This is a genomic window from Cupriavidus sp. 05T313 (genome assembly GCF_056396665.1).
The window spans coordinates 1-18,503 of the sequence record NZ_JBFTLX010000022.1; the positions used below are offsets into that span (position 1 = coordinate 1).

At 60.2% G+C, this 18,503-nt stretch carries 13 protein-coding genes and 1 pseudogene; 5 read left to right on the forward strand and 9 right to left on the reverse strand.

What is annotated here, in order from left to right; translation table 11 throughout:
• Positions 1-245 (reverse strand): hypothetical protein (locus AC1DKD_RS07860; protein WP_477143166.1); only part of this gene is annotated, 245 nt, incomplete at its 3' end.
• On the opposite strand from AC1DKD_RS07860, the gene AC1DKD_RS07865 reads away from it, so the two are divergent.
• Positions 244-1,692, forward strand: coding sequence for an ISNCY family transposase (locus AC1DKD_RS07865; RefSeq protein ID WP_441635318.1), 1,449 nt, complete (start codon positions 244-246; stop codon positions 1,690-1,692). The genes AC1DKD_RS07860 and AC1DKD_RS07865 overlap by 2 nt on opposite strands.
• 521 nt (positions 1,693-2,213) lie before the next feature.
• On the opposite strand, the pseudogene AC1DKD_RS07870 reads toward AC1DKD_RS07865, so the two are convergent.
• Positions 2,214-2,816 (reverse strand): annotated as a pseudogene (locus AC1DKD_RS07870) (phospholipase D-like domain-containing protein); the annotation flags it as partial.
• A 38-nt stretch (positions 2,817-2,854) separates the two neighbouring features.
• Between AC1DKD_RS07870 and AC1DKD_RS07875 the strand changes: the two are divergent.
• Positions 2,855-3,580, forward strand: a complete 726-nt coding sequence (locus AC1DKD_RS07875; RefSeq protein WP_441632626.1) for an IS6 family transposase — start codon at positions 2,855-2,857, stop codon at positions 3,578-3,580.
• Positions 3,581-3,678: 98 nt separating this feature from the next.
• Here the strand turns inward: AC1DKD_RS07875 and AC1DKD_RS07880 are convergent, their stop codons facing one another.
• Positions 3,679-5,355 carry a SagB/ThcOx family dehydrogenase gene (locus AC1DKD_RS07880; protein WP_441632628.1) on the reverse strand — a complete coding sequence of 559 codons (1,677 nt, stop codon included), beginning with the start codon at positions 5,353-5,355 and terminating at the stop codon, positions 3,679-3,681.
• 3,786 nt (positions 5,356-9,141) lie between these two features.
• Between AC1DKD_RS07880 and AC1DKD_RS07885 the strand changes: the two genes are divergently transcribed.
• From AC1DKD_RS07885 to AC1DKD_RS07895, 3 genes are all read left to right on the forward strand, one after another.
• Positions 9,142-10,500: a dicarboxylate/amino acid:cation symporter gene (locus tag AC1DKD_RS07885; RefSeq protein ID WP_477143167.1), complete on the forward strand. Its 1,359-nt coding sequence runs from the start codon at positions 9,142-9,144 to the stop codon at positions 10,498-10,500.
• A gap of 102 nt (positions 10,501-10,602) precedes the next feature.
• Positions 10,603-11,037: a hypothetical protein gene (locus AC1DKD_RS07890; RefSeq protein WP_441632632.1), complete on the forward strand. Its 435-nt coding sequence runs from the start codon at positions 10,603-10,605 to the stop codon at positions 11,035-11,037.
• Between the two features lie 1,137 nt (positions 11,038-12,174).
• Positions 12,175-12,618, forward strand: coding sequence for a GNAT family N-acetyltransferase (locus AC1DKD_RS07895; protein WP_441632634.1), 444 nt, complete (start codon positions 12,175-12,177; stop codon positions 12,616-12,618).
• A gap of 174 nt (positions 12,619-12,792) precedes the next feature.
• Here the strand turns inward: AC1DKD_RS07895 and AC1DKD_RS07900 are convergent, their stop codons facing one another.
• The 6 genes from AC1DKD_RS07900 to AC1DKD_RS07925 form a co-directional block, all read right to left on the reverse strand.
• Positions 12,793-13,017 carry an H-NS histone family protein gene (locus AC1DKD_RS07900; RefSeq protein ID WP_441632636.1) on the reverse strand — a complete coding sequence of 75 codons (225 nt, stop codon included), beginning with the start codon at positions 13,015-13,017 and terminating at the stop codon, positions 12,793-12,795.
• Between the two features lie 256 nt (positions 13,018-13,273).
• The gene (locus AC1DKD_RS07905) at positions 13,274-13,573 is read right to left on the reverse strand and encodes a hypothetical protein (protein ID WP_441632638.1); all 300 of its coding nucleotides are present in this window, start codon (positions 13,571-13,573) and stop codon (positions 13,274-13,276) included.
• A gap of 105 nt (positions 13,574-13,678) precedes the next feature.
• Positions 13,679-14,362, reverse strand: a complete 684-nt coding sequence (locus tag AC1DKD_RS07910; protein ID WP_441632640.1) for a hypothetical protein — start codon at positions 14,360-14,362, stop codon at positions 13,679-13,681.
• Positions 14,363-14,926: 564 nt separating this feature from the next.
• Positions 14,927-15,178 (reverse strand): DUF1016 N-terminal domain-containing protein, encoded by a 252-nt coding sequence (locus tag AC1DKD_RS07915; protein ID WP_477143168.1) that lies wholly within the window; start codon positions 15,176-15,178, stop codon positions 14,927-14,929.
• 232 nt (positions 15,179-15,410) lie between these two features.
• The gene (locus AC1DKD_RS07920; protein ID WP_441632643.1) at positions 15,411-15,971 is read right to left on the reverse strand and encodes a DNA-binding protein; all 561 of its coding nucleotides are present in this window, start codon (positions 15,969-15,971) and stop codon (positions 15,411-15,413) included.
• Positions 15,972-16,535: 564 nt separating this feature from the next.
• The gene (locus AC1DKD_RS07925) at positions 16,536-16,868 is read right to left on the reverse strand and encodes a hypothetical protein (protein ID WP_441632645.1); all 333 of its coding nucleotides are present in this window, start codon (positions 16,866-16,868) and stop codon (positions 16,536-16,538) included.
• Between the last annotated feature and the right edge of the window lie 1,635 nt (positions 16,869-18,503).

The following is an 18,503-nucleotide window of genomic DNA, read 5'->3' on the forward strand; positions in this document are numbered from 1 at the left end:
GGGTGCCACGGGCACGCAACACGTGCTAGCCAAAAAAGTGGGGCCCTGTGGAAAATCCGTCCGTCTTCCGGCTGAAATACAACAAAACCTGAAAACCAAAACCAACGCAACACTAGGCCATAGGTGCCAAGAATGTTACCAAACGATGTCAGGGCTAAGTTGTAATGTCCGTTTATAGCCAAGTTCAAATGTCCGAGTTTGCCAAGCGTAACCTGAGCGGTTTCCAGTCTACTGGAGGCTGCCATGGCACCGGACACCATCCCCCTGACCATGCGGCAAATCGATCGATTGAAGATCATTCAGGCGCTGGCGGACGGCTTTCTCAAGACCGGTATCGCGGCAGCGAGGCTGGGACTCACGGCACGCCAGACGCTGCGTCTGCTGCGGCACTATCAGACCGTCGGTGCGCCTGGTTTGCTAAATAGCCATCAAGGGTTGCCGGGCAACAATCAATTGCCGCCCGGGCTCGAATCGCGCGTCCGCAGGCTGATCCGCGACACCTATGCCGACTTCGGCCCGACCCTGGCCTGCGAGAAGCTGCGCGAGCGCCATGGCATCACGCTGGCCAAGGAGACCGTGCGCCGGATCATGATCGACGCTGGCTTCTGGGTGCCGAGGAAGCTGCGCCCGCCCAAGGTCCACCAGCCGCGCAGGCGCCGCGCCTGTCTGGGCGAGCTGGTGCAGATCGATGGCAGCGACCATGCGTGGTTCGAGGAGCGGGCGCCGGCCTGCACGCTGCTGGTCTATGTCGACGATGCCACCAGCCGGCTGATGCAGCTGCTGTTCGTGCCGACCGAATCGACGCAGGCGTACTTCGAGGCAACGCGGGCCTATGTCGAGCACCATGGCAAGCCGATGGCGTTCTACAGCGACAAGGCGAGCATCTTCCGGGTCAATCGCCAGGAAGCAGCCGAAGGGCGCGGCTACACGCAGTTTGGGCGGGCCCTGTACGAGCTGAACATCGACATCCTGTGCGCCAACACCAGCCCCGCCAAAGGCCGTGTGGAGCGGATGAACGGCACGCTGCAGGACCGGCTGGTCAAGGAGCTGCGGCTGCGCGGCATTAGCACCATGCCAATCGCCAATGCCTTTGCGCCGGCCTTTATCGCCGACTTCAATGCCCGCTTTGGCAAGCCGCCGCGCAGCGACTTCGATGCCCACCGGCCGCTGCGCGTTGACGAGGATTTGACGCGGATCTTCACCTGGCGCGAATGGCGCAAGGTGTCGCAGAGCCTGACGCTGCAGTACGACAAGGTGATGTACCTGCTGGAGGATCGGCCCGAGCTCAGACGGCTAATCCACCGCTATCTCGAGGTGGCGGAATATCCGGACGGGCGGATCGAACTGTGGGCCGATGGCATCGCTCTGCCCTACACCACCTATGACCGGCTGGCCGAGATCGACCAGGGCGCGATCGTGGAGCACAAGCGGCTGGGGCATGTGCTGGCCATTGCGGCCAAGGTCCAGGCGTTGCGTGACAGCCGGCAAACCGCAGGGCCTTCGCGCACGCTGTCGGGCGAGCCCCCGCGGCCACACCAGCCTGCGCTSCACACCAAGCGCCAGCGGCTGATCAATCGGCTGGATCTGGAGCGCGCCATCGCCGGCACCACCGCCCCACCCTGTGCTGGCTTCTCCCCTTCCGGCCAGCTTGACCGCGTTACGGCTAAACCACAAAAAGCACGACCGCACTGACATTTCAAATTAGCCAGCCGACTGACATCTAAAAACAGCCTAGACAACGAGGCACATTGATAGGCGTGCCCCGATTCGTCCAAGAAGTYCWCCATGGGTAATGCGTTGACGGCCATTGACCCGGAGGCTTCCTAAATCGAATGTCCTGCTGTAGGAAACCGGAATTCGCTGGACTAGCCGTGCGCCGCAGGGGTTCAATGCGCCCACGTAGGACCGTTGACGGCCAGTTCCGGCCGTCGGCCCGGTGGTCCATTCGGACGCTCGAGCGTCGCTTCAACACTAAACAACGGCCACTCGCGCGTCGGCGGCGCTTGTCGGTTCATCGGCCGTTGCGCACGGTCATGTTGCTTGCCCGATGATCGTGAAGGACCGCCAGAGTCAGCCAACTGCGGCCGTTGTCCGGCCCCATCCAATAGACATTCGAAACGTCCGCAGACAACGGATCTTCGCGCGCCGGGTACTCCAGATCGAGGACAAGGCCGGAATGATGCTTGGCGCGTGACGTCAATCCGGCTTCGCTGTCATAGTTGTGATTTCATGATCGACGCGAGGCGATCAGAGAGCTTTTCACGCCAGGGTCGACTCGACCAGGCAGCGAACGACGTCGGCTTGGACAGGGCAAGGTCTTCTTCGAATGTCCTTGTTTGCTCGGCGGCAAATTCACGATCCAGGATATTCAGCGTGGCCTCGTCGTTGAGATGGAACGAGCGATTGTCGAAATTCGTCGATCCGACCGAGACAAGCAAGCCATCGACGATCATCACTTTGCAGTGATACATCGTGGGACGGTACTCGACAATGATGGCGCCGGCCTCCAAAGGTTGGCCCCAGCGGGAGCGAGAAGCCGACCGCGCGGTCTCGGAGTCCATGTGTTCACCCGGCACGATAATGCGAACCCTGACCCGGCGTTTCAGCGCGGCAAGCAGTGCTTTCAGTGTCAGGTCGTCAGGCACAAAATAGGCGGATGATAGATCGATGGATCGGCTGGCGGCGGTGATAGCAAGCAGGTACATCAACGCCATGCTTTCACTGCCCCCGGTGGGCGAACTGCTGAAGATCTGCGCTCGCCCCTGGCCAACACGCGGCAGCACGGGGAAATAGGGTTCCGTCGCAGTAACGGTGCCGAAGTAGAATTTGCGGTCGCGAAACCCGAAGCCAGAAGATGAGCCATCACACGAAGCGCCCACGAAAGAGCCTGCCGGCAGGGATTGCCAAGGTGCTCAAGCGCCTGCACTACCCGCTGGACGTGATTCTGCTATGCGTGCGCTGGTACGTGGCGTACTCACTAAGTCTGCGGGATCTGGAGGAAATGATGGCCGAACGCGGTATCTCGGTGGACCATTCCACCGTGCATCGCTGGGTGATCAAGCTGCTACCGGTGTTCGAGCAGGCATTTCGCAGGCATCAGCGTCCGGTGGGCACCAGTTGGCGCATGGACGAAACCTACCTCCTGGTAAAGGGGCAATGGAAGTATCTCTACCGGGCTGTGGACAAGGCCGGCAAGACCATTGATTTCCTGTTGTGTGCACGCCGTGACACGGCCGCTGCCCGGCGCTTCTTCGAGAAGGCCATCGCCCAGAACGGGGCTCCGCAGACTGTCACGGTGGGCAAGAGCCGCGCCAATCTGGCAGCCCTGCAGGCCATCAACGCTAAAAGGGAAACTCCCATCAAGATCCGGCAAAACAAATACCTGAACAACCTCGTCGAGCAGGACCACCGGTCCATCAAACGCCGGGTCAGGCCGATGCTGGGATTCCAGAATTTTCGCTTCGCCCGCATTATCCTGGGTGGCATCGAGACCATGCGCATGATCTGCAAAAGGCAGATGGTCGCCCCAAAGGGGAGTAGTCCGTCCGCTGCTGAGCAATTTTACTCGCTGGCCGCATAAGCGCAGCACCCCGGCTACTCCTCGCTGGTACCACCTCCTTATCGCGACAAAACCCGGGGAAGTCAACAATGGCTGGACTATCCTGACATCGGCGCTTGCTACCGAGCGGATGATGATGGGTAGCTTCGTGGCCAATGCCCGCGCGGAATTCGAGCGCCTGGTTCGCTGCGTTCGCGGCGCGGCTGAACCTCATACGGTGCAAATGTAGACAAGCGCTGATCGACCATGGCGCCACCGACGGTAAAGTGATACAGGCTTTGCCAAGCGTGATCTTTGATTCCCAGCATGGCGTGCATTTCATCGTCGAAAAAACAGCCAATTCCCGTAGCGCGCTCTCCGGAGGCTTCTGCTTCAAGATAGAGCGCCTGGCCGAGAATTCCGCATTCCCAGAAAAGATGGCGATAACGCCATGGTTGCTTCAGGGCGATTTCGAAATTTGCGATCATTCCCAGCGCAAAGCAGGAATCAGCGGCGATGTCCTGGTGACAACAGATCAACTTTGCCACTGCGCGTAAATCGTAAGGTAGCAGAAAATAGAGCGGCAGATGGTCCGGTCCAGTCTTTTGCCACAGCCATTCCGGGCGCATAGCCTGCTTGAGGCTAGGCAGCGCCCCGGAATGTCTCACTAGCACATACAGGCCCGGCTCCAGATCGTCCACGCGGTGCACCAACAGCGCCGGATGCACCGCGACTGGAGACATCAGCGTATTCCACGGTGGCGTGTCGCTACGTACCAACAGACATGCCAGCATGGCGAAAAAAGCCGCGGCGGTGATGCGCGTCGTACCATCGAAACTCACAGCGCTGCGGCGCTGCCGAGCGATTCGGGCAAAGCTCAGATCAAGGGCGGGCGTCGCGGACCACCGGTGCGGCTCCGGATTTGGCGAGCTCGGTTCGCGAGTACGAGACTTGTGCGTGGCGCGATGGATCGAATCGATGTCGGGCCAACTCTCATGTCCCGCGCTTAGTTGATTCGCGTATCCGTACCAGTGCGCCTTATCCAAAGCAGCCTGCAGGCACCTAGGGTCCGGCTGTGCTTCAGGATTGCCGATCCAAAGCAGGGCATCTGGCACCTCTGGTTCGGCCGGTCCAAAATCCTCGCGGCGGTTCAATCCAAGCAATGCGGCCAACGCGTCATCCGCAGCCGCCTCCACCAGCCGCGTCTGCCAGCCGAGAGCTGCCGCGGCGTAACTCACTGCCGCGATAGCATGGCCGCAGTCATGCTGGCAGTAGCGCCATGCGCGCATTCCGTATTTCCACGCCTCGCGCCAGTGGATCGAGCTGATGCCGACCAGGATACCGCCGCCTGCAAACGCCTCGGTCCATCGAGGATCATCCAATTCAGCGCGATGTTCAAGTACATGGTTGCGGCTCAGGTAATGGTAGACCCCGCCAGCCAAGCCGGGCAGAGCCGGACACAGAAGATAGCCCTCGGTCGGATGCAGATTCCCGCTCGAAGGATTGCAGCGCAGTGACCACCGCTGAGCACCGTAGGATTTGCACGCTGACAGGCCGAGTGAAAGTTCAAACAGGATTGCCAGGGTACGAAGACTGAATCTTTGCGCGGGAGGCAGAGTGCCGCAGCGCAGCTCGTTGTAGCGTGCGGCCAAGGTGTCCGCGACCAATGGAAGAGCAATCCGCGGTGTGCCTTGAAACACCCGGAACGGGTCTGGCTGGGTTGCCCAGTCGAGCCCTTCGGGACCGGGAGCGTAGCTGTCGACACGGTGCTTGCTGCGTTCGTGATATTCAAGCAACACCTGCGTTAATCGGCTCATATGCCTTCAGCTCAGGAATGCTGATTTCGTATTATGGATCCTTTTCGGCCACCTGACGTCGCGGCGATAAGTGAACGCATCGAAGTACAGGGAGGGCCATTTTCTCGCCAGTGGGCGCAACTGGCAAGGGAGTTGGTCGGGCGCCCACCAGTTGAGTAACCCTTGTTGGGAATCTAGTCGCAAGAGCGTATTCTTAAGAAGTGACATGACAGCAGACCATAAGCAACGACAAGGCACTCATGAAGTACGCCCCCGTACCTCCGGCCCCGACAAAGCGCTCGACAACATCGAGAAAGCGCCAGAGTGAACAACCAGATGAAGGTCGCAAGACTGCGCAACCCGGTCAATTCGATCCGCAAAACAAGCAGATTGCAGATTTGAGCTAGTTCGCGTCGAAGCAGCAGTCCAATGCTGCATCAACATCACTTTTGGTGCTATCGCGCCTACAAACGGATTTCTGACGCTGCCATCGCGGATTTCCTGTCCGGCTGTACCAACCAACGTTGACACCATGGGTCTCAATCCTCCGAGCGCAGTTGTGCCCGGATAACCGAGGTGCTGCTATGCGTACCCTTCTCTATTTTCGTTTCGCAGATGCTGCTTCGGCCAGAAATGGCTGGACTCAGGTGCTTGCCCTATCAAGGGCGCCAACTTACGTAACGGGTCCGTGGTTCATGGGCAGAGGCCTCAAGCCTATCGAGGGCTTTCCGGCTGCCGATAGCAGCCATACCACATTCCGACCCGAAGTTTCGATGGCTGGATATGTTATCTGCGCGGTACTGGGTATAGCTCTCGCCGGATACTACGGCGACCATTCTGACCCGCTGAGTAGTCTCACCACCTATGGCCTTGGCTTTATGATCGGGGGCCTCGATTAGCCCGACATGCGGCCTTATTGTCGCAAGGCGAGCTTCTCATGATTGTGGGCTGCAAATCATCCGAGAAGGATAAGGTTATGACCTTGCTATATGGCAGAGGCGGAGTCGGCATAGAGGAGCACGGCGATTTTCTGCCGCATCTCCGCTGGATATAAAAATGGAATCTATTCCATTGCCACCGGACTAGGCTTACGTCTCGTCCGCGACTGCCGGTTCCTGAAAAGACGGCTTCCGCTGCTGGTAATGGCTTGCGAGGCGTGCCCAGACGCACCCGCAACGACGGTGGCGGATTCTTAGGAATCTCTGCCTTGAGCAACGGTCCGACAACGCGCCGGCAGAATCGGACTGCCCCAGTTGCCTGTCGCTATTGACGTCAGCCAACTCTCATATATCCGACCTATTATGATAGTTCGCCCCTGTGCATTCCAATGYAAGAGCGATTGAGTCACTAACCGGAGTCACATATGACCGTCAGGTTCAAATGTTGGTCCGAAGACGGCGAGGAAGTCATCAACGTACCAAAATCTCAGCTAATCTCGGAGTTCGCACCCCACACGACATTGCCCACAGTCCAGAAACAGGCAAAAGACGTCGAAGAAAAGGCCGTCAAATGGACGATGCCGGACGACCCAGATAGGTTTGGCGATTACGCGTAGCACTTACGCCGAGGTGCCCAGAGCAAACAGCCCGCGCAGCGAACTGCGCGGGCCCCGCAGTCTCCGGGCGACGCGTCCGCATTGACTACATCCCAGAAAATCCCTCATCCGACGTTCGCGGAATCGCCCTGCGCATTGCCGCCACTCAGCCAGCCAGCCAGCAAATAATGGTTCCCTGCCAAAGATCCGTGAAAGCCCTTTTGAGAGCCTTCCCGCAGCAGCCACAGCGGCAGGACTCCACAATGTTCAATTGCGCGACCTGGCCGTGGCCTAGCGACCTCGAGCAGCGGCCCCAGCTTGCCAATAGGATCACGTCAACCTTGCGGCAGGATACCTGCGAACGCCTCATTGGAAGCGCGAAGACATCTGCTGGGATAGCCGGCGAGGTCTATCGCATTTTGATGGCGGGGAGCGTGCTGCCGCAGTGAAACTCCGAGCTTTCGCCGCGGCGCCGAACGGTTCCACCGTATTCAGTCTGCTTGTGCCTCAATCTTTCATGGCGTGTGTCCCTAAAGGGAAGTATCGCGTGCGGGCGGCCACCTTAGTGCTTCGCCATGAGGGAGCGCGTTAACTATACTCACCTAAAGAACTTGCGGACGATGAAGATAGTAGCAAGTCCCCCTGTGGCGCCACTAAGGCGGCAATGACGTTCTTCAGTACGAAAAAACAGGCGTCACCGAACCCGCAGGCCCAAAGACAGTAAATCAGAGCGCTCATCCGCAACAGCGGCAAGCCAATCCATGACTGCAAAAGAAACCTTTCAGTCCCTTCGGTCGCACATCCTGTCCCTTGAAGAGGAATTCACTAAGTGCCGTATCGTTGCCGTAGCCATCGCCAACGAGAACAACTGCTTCGCTCTGCGTCGCGTTGTCCTTGACAAGCACGGCACCATTTGGCTCGTCGGTTCGCCTACTTCGAGCAGTCACACGATCTCTGCTGCATGGAGTCATACCACCTACCAATTTTGCGTCCAGCCATCCACCGATGAAGTCCAGAAGGTCCAGTTTCTTGATCAGTCTGGCGCTCCCAAAAGTATCCTATAGGCATAAGGATTCGCGGGTTACGGTCTGGCCCCTGGCTGTATAAGGATGTGGTATCCGGTCCCGAAATGGGAAAGGCTGGGGAGCCGGGTCGGGCGGGATTTCCATTAGCATCCCGAACACCTCGCTGCGAGATTCGCTGCCTGGCACGAACTCACCGACGTGGCCAAAAATCCGTCAACTGCTTTGTGAGCGGCGGTCCCGCGTGCCACTGCATTGGCTCGCTATCGGCAAGTTAACAGTGCCTTGTCGACTGTCCATTTTTGGTTATGTTGAAAAAGCCATAAGTGCTAGTTACACCGCTTCCCAAGGTCGTGGAAAGAACCGCGGAAGTCCGTTCTCCAACCGTTCTCGGCGCTTTACTCAACCGCCTGCGCAGCGTCGACACATGGCTAGACGATTCCGGCATCGCCACCGGGCGCATCGGCCGACAGCGGCTTCGTGGCCTGGGCATGCTGGCCGCGCTGACGTACAGATCCAGATGTCAGGCAGAGCGTCAGTGCCGCTGCCATCGGTACGCAGCTGTCACCGACACCTGGGAAGTCCGTCCGCTTCGGCATGGTGGGACCACGCGTTTCGTGACCCTGCGCCAGCGTATTCCATTTGAGACCTGTGCAGGCCGGATTGCAATGTCCTTCCTTTGACGACAACGCGGCACGCTCCTTTGACTTTCGAAACCCCCTATCCAATACTGGAACGGCGGTTTTCCCAACATTGTTGCTGGGGACAGGACGGCTGACGCCGTTTCCTCTCGAGGCGGCGCCACTTCATTCGTCCTCGCCATGCGAATCGATGGGGGAATTCGATCGACTGACTGAAGCTATATCAGGGGCGGCCTTTTGCGCGACAGTACCCGGTTTGCGCACTTGACGGATCCCATGAACGCGGGATGGACCATCACCAGGAGACAGCCATGGCGACGCACGCCCATCTCCACGCGGTGCGGCACGGCGATGGATAGGCCAGTCAGTACTGGCCATGACACGCAATCGCGGCGCGCATGCGAAACCTGCGGCCCGATCCGGGCGACCTGCCCGCGCGCCGCCAGTGTCGCCCCAGCCGCGTTCGAGGCGGCGAAGCAGGCCAGGCAGAAGGGGGCTGCGCATGYGGCCCCGGCTTTCCAGTGCGCTCAAGCTGACCCGCAGGCCATCAAGCGTACGCGGCAAGCATCTAGACGCTGATAGTGATCGCGAAGCAATGACGGAGACACTCATGGATAAGAACAATCACCCGAAGCCGTTCTACAGATCGCTCTACTTCCAGGTCATCACCGCGATCGTCGTCGGCGTCCTCCTGGGCCACTTCTATCCGCACACCGGCGAGGCGATGAAGCCACTGGGCGATGGCTTTATTAAGCTGATCAAGATGATCATCGCCCCGATCATCTTCTGCACGGTCGTGGTGGGCATCGCTGGCATGGAGGACATGAAGAAGGTCGGCAAGACCGGCGGGCTGGCGCTGCTGTACTTCGAAGTCGTGAGCGGCATTGCGCTGGTGGTGGGCTTGATCATCATCAACATCGTCAAGCCCGGCGCCGGCATGAATGTCGACGTAACCACCCTCGACACGAAGGGCATCGCCGCCTACACCGGGCCCGGAAAGATGCAGGGTACGGTGGATTTCCTGCTGAACGTGATCCCGAGTACCGTGGTGGATGCCTTCGCCAAGGGCGAGATTCTCCAGGTGCTGCTGTTTGCGGTGATGTTCGGCTTCGCGCTGCACAAGTTCGGCGGCCGCGGCACGCTGGTGTTCGATTTCATCGAGAAGTTCTCGCATGTGCTGTTTACCATCGTCGGCTACATCATGAAGGTCGCTCCCATCGGCGCGTTCGGCGCCATGGCGTTCACCATTGGGAAGTACGGCGTGGGTTCGCTGCTGCAGCTTGGCCAGCTGATGGCGACGTTTTATGCGACTTGCCTGCTGTTCATCTTTATCGTGCTTGGTACCATCGCACGCCTGCACGGCTTCTCGATCTGGAAGTTCATCAAGTACATCAAAGAGGAACTGCTGATCGTGCTGGGCACGTCGTCCTCCGAATCCGTGCTGCCGCGGATGATGGCCAAGCTGGAGAACCTCGGCGCCCGCAAGTCTGTCGTCGGCCTGGTAATCCCCACGGGATACTCGTTCAACCYGGATGGGACGTCCATCTACCTGACCATGGCGGCGGTATTCATCGCTCAGGCGACCAACACGGACATGACCCTGACGCAGCAGATCACGCTGCTGGCCGTGCTGCTGCTCACTTCGAAGGGCGCCGCCGGCGTCACCGGCAGTGGCTTTATCGTGCTCGCGGCCACGCTGTCGGCGGTGGGGCATGTGCCGGTCGCCGGTTTGGCCCTGATCCTCGGCATCGACCGCTTCATGTCCGAGGCCCGCGCGCTGACCAACCTGATCGGCAACGGCGTGGCCACGGTGGTGGTCGCGAAATGGACCGGCGACCTCGATGTCGAACGGATGCGTCGCAGGCTGGACAACGAATCGGACACCGAAGCCGACGAACCCGAGGTGGTGCTCGATCAGGTTGCGGCCCACATGCCGGTTGCTGTCCCCCGCACCGATATGCCTCGCTGACCTTCACGTTGCCGATGCACGCGCGCCCGAGCAAGCCTCCATGCCAATCAGACAATGTGGTAACTAATTCGATTACCCCTCGCCGCGCTGACTCGAAAGAGCTTGGCTTTGATGATCGGATCCAGGTCCAGATGGGCTTGCCGTTCCAAGGTATCACCCAACGTCGGGATCAATGTCTTCAGGCGCTTGCCGCAGACCCTGTCGGCCGCTTCCCACAACACCGTCAACACCTGGCGTACTGCCTCGTCGTACAGCCGATTGCATTCGCGTGTCGCCTTCGTCGCCGCGGAGGCCCCCCTGCTGCCGCAGCAGCTGGATGGCGTGCTTGCGGTGATTCCCAGTCAGGGCCGCGAACTCATCGAGAATCGTGATCTGTTCACCGAACGCCGCGCTGCGATACCCCACTCGCAGCGCTTCGAGCAACTCCTTGCGTATCGTCATGCTGATTTGCCTCGTCACGTTGCGCTGCTCCCGCCGGACAATCCGACTGGTAGCAAACTACGTGAGGCAACAGGTCAGCACGGGTTGCAGTTCTGATGAGTCAATGCGCCGGCCAAGATGTTTGTCGGTAAACCGGACATCCTGCTTGACGCTATCCATGCGCGGCCCGTTCGATGCGGACCGGCGCGCCGCACTGCTGTCCTGCCGAGCGCTGCCCGGCTTACCGGACGCAGCACTCGGAAGTGGTGGTCGAGACTTACAGCGTGCAAGAAAGCTGACAGGCGCCGGCTGCGTGTCGGCGCCGATGGCAACGCTGGTGGCGCTCAGGCACCGTCGAGGAAAGGATTGGCGCGTTCCGAGCGCATCGGGAGCCAGGCTCATGCTGGCGGGGTCCATTGACGGGTTGGGGCTGCGGGCCAGCGTGGGGTCGACTGGAGCGGGAGCCATGCCCGGTTGAGCCGACTGTCCGGCACCTTGCGCATCGGGATCGCGTACAGCTGACAGCGCCCCCTGGGCCGACGGCGCTGCCGCCGGCATTGCTTGCATAGGCTGGGCGGATGGCACCGCCTGGCTGGATTGCATCGGCTGAGTCGCTGGCATCGGCTGGGTCGGCTGAATGGGCTGGGCCTGCTGCGCGAACAGCGGGTRGGACGCGATCATCGCACCAGCCATCAACAGGGATTCGCCAGATGCTGCTTCATTCGTGTACCTCCTAAAACGCCTACCGGCATGGGGACGGCCACTGTAGCGCCGAGGCATCTGACATTCTGTTCGATTTTGCTTGCACCGAGGCCGGCTAACTGCGCGCGCGAAAGTATCCCGCGCCGCACTTTGTGGCTTTGTTAGTTCAGCGCCACCCTCAAGGGGTGCTACGACGCCACCCAGCGCCGTCAAACCCGATGACTCTGCCGGCTCACTCCGGAAAGCAGTGCAAGGACCTTGTATGCAGCCTGGATTCGGGACGCTCGGAAGGCGCGCGTGAATCTCAGCGGTCGGCTCCCCATTCCCCTGCACTGCGGAGTGCCTTCCTTGTTCTTGGGCCGCTGGCTGCGGTCTCACAATCGCTTACAAGCCGAATGCGTGTTCGGTGATAGGCTCACCACCATGACAGCCGACGGTTGCGCATGACCATCGCGCTGCTAAGTGAAGAAGACAAACATATGCCTTCTGAATAACTAGAGCGTGCAACAGGCTTCTCTTAGCCTAACGAAGCGCAAGTTGGAGTCACTTCCTATGTTGACCGACGTTCAACTACGTTCGGCCTCTCACTCAGATTGGCAGCAAGTCGTTACATTGCTTGAGAGTTGCAGGCTACCTGCCGCGGATGTTGTCGAAATTATCGAAGCCTTCCACATTGCGGTGTGTGATGGCCACATCGTTGGCTGCGCAGCGGCAGAGCACCATGGAGAGTCCATCCTCATCCGCTCGGTAGCAGTTGAGCCCGAATACCGCGACAGAGGCATTGCCAGCCGATTGGTTGAGGCGCTCTTGATGCGGGCTCGCGGCACGGAGGCGCGAGACGCCTATCTCCTGTCTACCGTAGCCCCAGCCTATTTCGCGCGCTGGGGATTCTCCCTTATCCCTGCTGAAGAAGCACCGCCAGAAGTCACGGCTTCAAGCGCATTTCAGCGGGCCGCGCAAACGTCTGCACTCTGCATGCGGTGTGAGTTGCGCTAACAGTAGATTCTCCTCTCAACGGGCAGGGTGGTCGCCCGAAGCAACCCAAAAGAAACAAACCCCCGGAAGACCGCAATCTTCCGGGCTTCCGCCGCCATTGCCGGCGAAGACGGAGGGATTCGAACCCCCAATAGCCTATTCCCTTGCCGTATCTACCTGGAAATGTTCCACGGTCTACCCGGCATTGACCGCCCGCTGCAGCCAGTCTGGCATGGCGCCGCGGTCGTCCCAGCCCTGCCCGTGCGCGTTGCGGTAGCGCACTGTCCCCGGCAATGGCGCCGGCGGCGACTCGGCAAAGCAGCCTGCGGCCTGCAAGTCCGCCAAGGTCAGGCCGTGCCTGGCCATCTGGATGCGGATCCAAGTAATCGCTTCGCCGCGCTCGATTTCGATCGACATCATTTTAGGTGCACAGATTCGAGGAGGCTGCGGAACAGGATCCTTGCGTTGTCGTCTTCAGAGACCGTTGGGCCTAACGCTTGTTCCGGCGGATCGCTGGTTTGTGGCAACACACTCCCCCGGAATCGCGTGCCCACCCTCGTCGCTCAAGAATAAATCAAACTCACGGAAACCGCCGGCCATCAGTCCCCGCTCGACTGGTCCACAGGCTTATCCCCTCGCGTGGTGGACAAATTTCACCCCGCCCTCGATCACTTCATCAAGCGGACCCGGAGTTGAACTTGGTGCGCGCCGGCGCCCGGCGCCTGGCTAGCACCAAGCGGCGTGTCGCGGTGGCTTCCGCCTGCGCGCGCTCGACCCGCCGCAGCGCCACCTCGAGTTCGGCCCGCAGGCGCTCGTGCGCCACCTGCCCATCTGCTAGCGCCTGCTGCGCCGCCCCCCACTGCCGGTTGATCGTGTCGCGCTCGGCCTGCAGTCGTGCCCGCTCCTCGGCGCCGGCCACGGCCGCGTCTTGCGTCCGCGCCTGCACCGCTGCCAGCTCAGTGCGCAGGTCCGCCACCGCCTGCTCGCCCTTCTGGCGCAGCGTGCGCTCCTGGTCGATCTCGCGCAGCGCTCGGTGGCGCTGGCGCGCTCCTGCGCGACGGCCACCTGCTCGCGGGTGTGTTCACTCGCGTCTCGCGCGCGGGTCGGCCTTGGCGTGTTCGATCGCCTTTAGTGTTTCTGAGTCGAGCACTGCCTGGGCGTCTGACGGAATGGCAAACAGTTTGCCGTCGATGTCATGGACGTGTAACTGCTCATGGGTGACAGCATCCGTCACCAGCGCGCGGCCAGTCAGGCGCAGGGCGGCTTGGAGATGTGATTGTCCCGAGACGATCCGGTAATTACGTCCTTCTGATCGTCTCACCACCGCGTCAGTGGGGATCTCGCCGAGCTCGATAGCGCCGAATCCGGGGAGCGACATTTCCTCGATGCGATTCTTGATGCAGGCGACCATCACGGCGGCGCTGGGGCGCTCGGTTGCCGCAAGCCGTTCATATTGACCGAGGAGGATATTGGCCTTCTCGATTGAGGGCGTCGTATAGACAAAGGACTGGATGGCGGTCGGCGGGCAAGTCAACCGGGTCGCCATGATTGCGAATGCCCAGTCCCTCTTGTAGTTGCAGTGTGGGCAAACCCAGCCGTACTTGGTGGCAATCAGGATGCCAGGGGCGCCACCTTCGACTCCGTGGCGATGATCGGCGCTGTTCCTGCAGGTGAAGGCGCGCAGAACCGGGCCGCCGAGGCCAACCTGGTTCTCGTTGAGCTTCTGGACCTGATCGTCGGTGAACGGTGCGCGGATGTAACTCATGGCATTTGAGAAAGCAGCTTCGGCGTGACGTGGCTATCGCCGCGCAGCCGGCACCCGCGACGCTCGGGAGTCTGCCCGGCGGCTAACAGAAACTCTGGGCGCCAGGACACACTGCGGCCGCCGCCTCCTTCCAGTTTATGCCCGGGCGAAGGGCTACGTTGCTTTGGCCGGGCCCGGACCTTTTGTGTGCTGCCCGACCTAAATCCATTCCGCTTCGTCGAAGCAGACAGGACAAATCTGCTCGTCCTGTTCGTGGCGGCGGGGAGGGGGGAACGGAAGCTGCCGTCCCCTTTACCTTGCCCAGGAATCCGGCCGGCGGACACGCGCCCGCAGACCACGCACCGAAGCAGGTCACCGGTGCACTGGGGCCCAGTGCCGCGTCAGCGGTCGCGACCTTTGGCATTGTCGATGGCCTCCCGGTCCCCGCGTCCAGCGCAGACTTCGAATCGTCGGATACGGCAAACTGCCGACCATCGACTTCGTGCACGTGCAGCATTTTACCGGTGACTACGCGACCACATGCTCGGCGGCCTCCTTGGCATATCATTCGCGCAGTTCGTTGTACTACCGTTTGTCCAGCAGCGTGCAAAGGTGGAACCGGGGCAGTTTTGCAGCAGCCAGCTGCACAAAAGCCCCCCGCGGCCAAGCCTCGGCCAGCGCGCGCATGTACTTGAGGTTGTGCGGCGAAAAGCCTCTCATGTCCGGAAACGTCACCCGCAGATCGCGTGCGAGCCGGTCTATGACCCTGGCTCCCCATCCCTGCTGCTGCTGCTGCTGCTCGAGGATGTCACGTCCGATCTGCCAATAGAGCGCCATGAGTTCCCGGTGACCGAGCGGACCGCACGCTGGCGTGCCTGCTCGACCCAAGTTTTGAACCCAGCGAGCCAAGCGGTGTAATCGGGGGAGGGAGCGTTGCGTGCGGCATTCGGTTGGTTCCGTTTCGGATTGCGGGCCGGCGGCGCCGGTCGCCCCTCATTGTCCGGGTCGGTCAGCTGGCGAGCAATGCAAGGCCCAGGCCGTTCCATGGGACGGCACCGCCGCGAGAATACTACCCAACCTGGAAATGTTCCACGGCCTGCCCGGCGTTGATCGCCCGCTGTAGCCAGTCCGGCATGGCGCCTCGGCCGTCCCGCAACTGCCGCTCGAGCGTCTCGATCTGACGCGTGCCTTCCTCCTGACGCGCCTGAGAGGCCGCGAGGGCTTGGCGCGCGGCGTCCAGTTCCCCCTGTAGCGTCGCGCGCGCTTGCTGCGCAGCGTCGAGCCCGGCCTGCACGGCTGCCGTTTCCTGTTCCGCCACGACCACCGCGGCCCGCGCCAGGTCGCGCTGCGCCTCCGCCTCGCTCGCCGGCAGCCAAGCTTCGGCCCGCAAGGCGGCCAGTTCGCCGGCGGCCGCCTCGTTGGCGGCCGGCCAGATCGACTGCACCGCGTCGGCCGCGATCGACTTGAGCGCGTCCGGCAGCCCGGAGTGGCCAACGGTCGCGCGCATCTTGCTCCGCAGGTCCGCCCGGAACTGCGCCAGCACCTCGGTGGGCGTGCCCATGTTGCCCTTACGCACCTGGCCATATAGCTTGTTGAGGGATGGCCGGGATTCGTCAAAAATCCGCCGCATCTCCTACTAACCAACTGATTTAAAATAAGAATTGCCGCTTTTTTGCCTGGCGGCCGCGGCACGCGCACGCACTGCTACAAATCCGGACTGCCGTGCTCAATGACCAGCTCCGATCGCACGTTGAACGATGGTATCCCYCCATCGCCAGAGCAGAAAACCACCGCATTGCCGCTTAGTCAGCGCCCGCTTTGGTGCGGTCTCCTACTATCACATTTTTCCGGGGGTCAAAAAAAGACGCCATTTTTGGCGCCTCGAACTTGGGTCTCACCCCAAACTACCGGTAATCTAACCCTCGCGGCCGTTTTAGCCCGTTTCCAGCCGCCGTTCAGCAAACTGGCTCGGCCCGCAGCCCGCGGTGCATTCAGATTTCATTGTTCCGGTCTTTGCCGCGCGAAATCCGCGCCGGCTGGCCGGCTGCAGCCATCCTCGCTCTCCTCGTCATGACCCAGTCGGCGCCGCCGCACTGCGTCCGCTCTCGCCCAAGTCGAATCGGTTCGCCCGAACCAGGTCGGACTGCGCAGTCTGGCCCGGTTCGGACTGGCTTGCCACTTCCGTGGAAGCCGATCACGCCGTCCACTCCACAATCTCAGTGAGGCTGAGGATGGCACGCGCCCTATCACCGCGCGCACCGAGACGGTGGATTTTCAGTATAGCCCTCGAACGCCGCCCCACCAAGGCGGCTGGCCCGACTGCCCGCTGCAACCAGTCCGGCATGGCACCGCGGCCGTCCCAGCCCTGCCCGTGCGCGTTGCGGTAGCGCACCACACCAGGCGTTGGGGTCGGCGGCGGCTCGGCAAAGCAGCCGGCGGCCTGCGGGTCGGACAGGCTCAGCCCATGCTGGGCCATCTGGATGCGGATCCAGGTGATGGCTTCCGCGCGCTCGATTTCGATCAACATGATGCAGGTGAATAGATTTGAGCGCGGGATCGAGCGTCGCGCCGTCATTCGGGAACATTGAGGTTGTTCCGGGGATTGCTGCTGTGGAGATCCGCGCCGGCGGAAGGACAAGGTGGCCTATCTGCTTAAATTTTAATCAAATCCACAGATCGCGCGGTGGACACCCTGCCCCACCCACGTCCCTCAGGCTGGCCCGGGCTTGAACTTGGTGCGCGTCACCGGCGCCCGGCGCCTGGCCGCCACCAGCCGGCGGGTCGCGGCGRCTTCCGCATCTGCCCGCTCGGCACGGCGTACGGCCGTTTCCAGTTCCGCCCGCAGCCCTTTTGTGCCGCCTGCCCTCGCTCGAACGCCTGCTCTGCCTCCGCCAGTTGCCGGTGGAGCGTGTCGCGCGGCGTCCAGTTCCCCCTGCAGCCCCGAGTGGAGAAAGAGCCACCGTGCGTGACATCGTTGGCACGATGGCGATGATGATTGAAAACGCGGAGCATCATCGCGGGGCCAGAGAGCAATACCGCGCCGACGCCATCGATCGGCGGATACGGATATGGGTCACATCCAGCCGAATGGCTCACCCTCAGTAACTACAGCATTCTGGTGTTCGCGGCGTGCGTACCTGTCGCCTTGCATCATGACCTTCTGGCTTTCCTGCAGCGATTTGAAGCCTTCCCCACACACATCCAATATGTACCGTAACGCCCACATTTGCAATTTGCACCGGCACTGCCAGCCACTAACTACAGCAAATTCATTATGTTACGGCCTCCGGAGTCGAAATGAATTACAGAAGCCATTAAAATAATGGGAATCGATAACAAATAAATTGTGATAACAATTATTCATTAGTGTCAGTCATCCTGCTGGAATTGAGCTTGAATCATGATCACTTAATATTTAAGTCGTTTCACGTACGCATAAAGAATCGCAATTAATGATTTCGATCTAGACAATGACAGAAATGCCCCCAAATTTCCAGACAGACTTCTTCTTGGTCTAACCATTCGGTCACTCAGGTTTCACTCAATACCAGATTGATAAATGGCGCGGCATGGATGTGTTCGCACCGTCTTATACGTATATCGTGTCCGATTTGGCCCGCATTTCATGCTTATTTTCAATCTCAAAATTACATTTCGGCACTTAATGAAATGTTAATAACTATACATCCAAATAGACGTATTAAACGGCACACATATATTGATATACGGATCTTTCAATACGATATTCTTACGTAATAATGGCATCGAAAAGATCACGATGTTTCACGTCCACATTGAATCTCTTTGGTTGTATTTAATAAACTCTAATTATCAATCGAAAGAGTCAATTTTTTGGAAAAAAGTATCTTTTTACTTATTAAATTTAAATCACTCGCATCGCTTAGCAGAGAGTCAGATTACCTTCAGCAAGGATTCCATAAGCTCGCGTCCGACCGGATCGCGCCAAGCCTCGACCGCCTCGTCGTAAGCCTCATCGACATGCCGCCCATTTGCCTTGTTGAYGCTTATCCTGGATTGATCTCAGCCCCCGCTTTGGCGTGCGCTCCCATTCGTCCCGCCGCCATCCAGAGTCGGTCGCTGCTCTCACCCCGCCCGCGGCACCGATCAACGTCGCACGTCTCGGCTGCGCCATAAGAGATAA